Annotated in this window: 1 pseudogene; it reads left to right on the top strand. The window is 68.9% G+C overall.

The features are described 5' to 3' along the window. Positions 1–676: pseudogene (locus ACRCUN_RS34185) on the top strand (PPE family protein); the annotation flags it as partial.

The raw sequence follows: 676 nt of genomic DNA, 5'->3' as shown, positions 1-676 counted from the left end.
CACCACGCTGCCTGCCCCCTTCCTGCTGAAACCCGGTGTGGGCGAGGCGGGCACCGCGTCGGCGAGCGCCCAGCAGATGGCTGCGCAAGGGCAGGCCGCGCAGAGCGGCAGCGCCCTCACCTACGCGGACGCCAGTAGCACCGAGCAGCTTGCCGAGGAGAATCCCTACCCCAACCTGCCGCAGTGGCTGGTGGACTACCTCAGCAACCCGTCACTGATCGGCGGTAAGGAGCTGCTGCAGTTCCTCAACGATCCGCTGGGCACCATCCAGGCGATGCTCGAAACCCTGCTGACGAACCCCTCTGCCTTCCTGACGACCTGGGGACCATTCCTGGCAGGCGTCCTCTACCAGTTGATCTTCCAGCCGGTGGGCTGGGGAACATGGATCGGTATCGCGCTCTCGCCGTTCCTGGTTCCGCTGCTCGGCATCGGTCTTGCGGCACTTGGCTTCCTCGGCCTGATTCCCACCGACGCGCCACCCGCCGACGTTCCCGCTGACGAGAACACACCGGTTCCGGTTCGCGGCGATCAGGGGCTGCCGATGGCAGGCATCTCCCCGGCGGGAATGCCCGGACCGTCGGCGGGCGCACCCGCGCCGAGCCCGGCGTCCGGATCGGTTTCGGTGGCCACTCCCGCCCCAGCCGCTGCGGCCGCCTTTGCGCCCTACGTGGTCGGC

The organism is Mycobacterium venezuelense (genome assembly GCF_054919535.1).
This window is presented reverse-complemented; position numbering and strand designations above follow the sequence as displayed.